The organism is Streptomyces sp. NPDC020884 (genome assembly GCF_044333935.1).
GTDB lineage: Bacteria > Actinomycetota > Actinomycetes > Streptomycetales > Streptomycetaceae > Streptomyces.
This window is the reverse complement of the sequence record NZ_JBIRRY010000023.1, coordinates 1,705-3,466: the sequence shown is the minus strand read 5'-3', so window position 1 is coordinate 3,466 and position 1,762 is coordinate 1,705. Positions and strand designations below refer to the sequence as shown.

Annotated in this window: 1 rRNA gene (cut by a window edge); it reads right to left on the bottom strand. The window is 56.7% G+C overall.

Annotation, left to right across the window (positions count from 1 at the left end):
• A 23S ribosomal RNA gene (locus ACH4UK_RS36895) occupies positions 1–1,728 on the bottom strand; it reaches 1,494 nt to the left of the window's first position.
• Between the last annotated feature and the right edge of the window lie 34 nt (positions 1,729–1,762).

Sequence of the window (1,762 nt, the reverse complement as noted above, 5' to 3'; positions counted from 1 at the left end):
TGTGTGACGGATTTACCTACCACACGGGCTACACCCTTACCCCGGGAACAACCACCGCCCGGGTTGGACTACCTTCCTGCGTCACCCCATCGCTTACCTACTACAAGTCTGGTTCATCGGCTCCACCACTACCCTCAACTCCGAAGAGATCGGGCCGGCTTCACGGACTTAGCATCGCCTGATTCAGTACTGGGCGTTTCAAAGCGGGTACCGGAATATCAACCGGTTGTCCATCGACTACGCCTGTCGGCCTCGCCTTAGGTCCCGACTTACCCTGGGCAGATCAGCTTGACCCAGGAACCCTTAGTCAATCGGCGCACACGTTTCTCACGTGTGTATCGCTACTCATGCCTGCATTCTCACTCGTGAACCGTCCACAACTCGCTTCCGCGGCTGCTTCACCCGGCACACGACGCTCCCCTACCCATCCATACAGGCGTTGGCCCTATGTGTATGAATGACACGACTTCGGCGGTACGCTTGAGCCCCGCTACATTGTCGGCGCGGAATCACTTGACCAGTGAGCTATTACGCACTCTTTCAAGGGTGGCTGCTTCTAAGCCAACCTCCTGGTTGTCTCTGCGACTCCACATCCTTTCCCACTTAGCGTACGCTTAGGGGCCTTAGTCGATGCTCTGGGCTGTTTCCCTCTCGACCATGGAGCTTATCCCCCACAGTCTCACTGCCGCGCTCTCACTTACCGGCATTCGGAGTTTGGCTAAGGTCAGTAACCCGGTAGGGCCCATCGCCTATCCAGTGCTCTACCTCCGGCAAGAAACACACGACGCTGCACCTAAATGCATTTCGGGGAGAACCAGCTATCACGGAGTTTGATTGGCCTTTCACCCCTAACCACAGGTCATCCCCCAGGTTTTCAACCCTGGTGGGTTCGGTCCTCCACGAAGTCTTACCTCCGCTTCAACCTGCCCATGGCTAGATCACTCCGCTTCGGGTCTAGAGCGTGCAACTCAATCGCCCTATTCGGACTCGCTTTCGCTACGGCTTCCCCACACGGGTTAACCTCGCTACACACCGCTAACTCGCAGGCTCATTCTTCAAAAGGCACGCAGTCACGACTGCATGTGCAAGCACATACAGCGACGCTCCCACGGCTTGTAGGCACACGGTTTCAGGTACTATTTCACTCCGCTCCCGCGGTACTTTTCACCATTCCCTCACGGTACTATCCGCTATCGGTCACCAGGGAATATTTAGGCTTAGCGGGTGGTCCCGCCAGATTCACACGGGATTTCTCGGGCCCCGTGCTACTTGGGTGTCTCTTAAACGAGCCGTTGATGTTTCAGCTACGGGGGTCTTACCCTCTACGCCGGACCTTTCGCATGTCCTTCGCCTACATCAACGGTTTCTGACTCGTCTCACAGCCGGCAGACCGTGAAAAAGAGATCCCACAACCCCGTAAGCGCAACCCCTGCCGGGTATCACACGCATACGGTTTGGCCTCATCCAGTTTCGCTCGCCACTACTCCCGGAATCACGGTTGTTTTCTCTTCCTGAGGGTACTGAGATGTTTCACTTCCCCTCGTTCCCTCCACACTGCCTATGTGTTCAGCAGCGGGTGACAGCCCATGACGACTGCCGGGTTTCCCCATTCGGAAACCCCCGGATCAAAGCTTGGTTGACAGCTCCCCGGGGACTATCGTGGCCTCCCACGTCCTTCATCGGTTCCTGGTGCCAAGGCATCCACCGTGCGCCCTTAAAAACTTGGCCACAGATGCTCGCGTCCACTGTGCAGTTCTCAAGC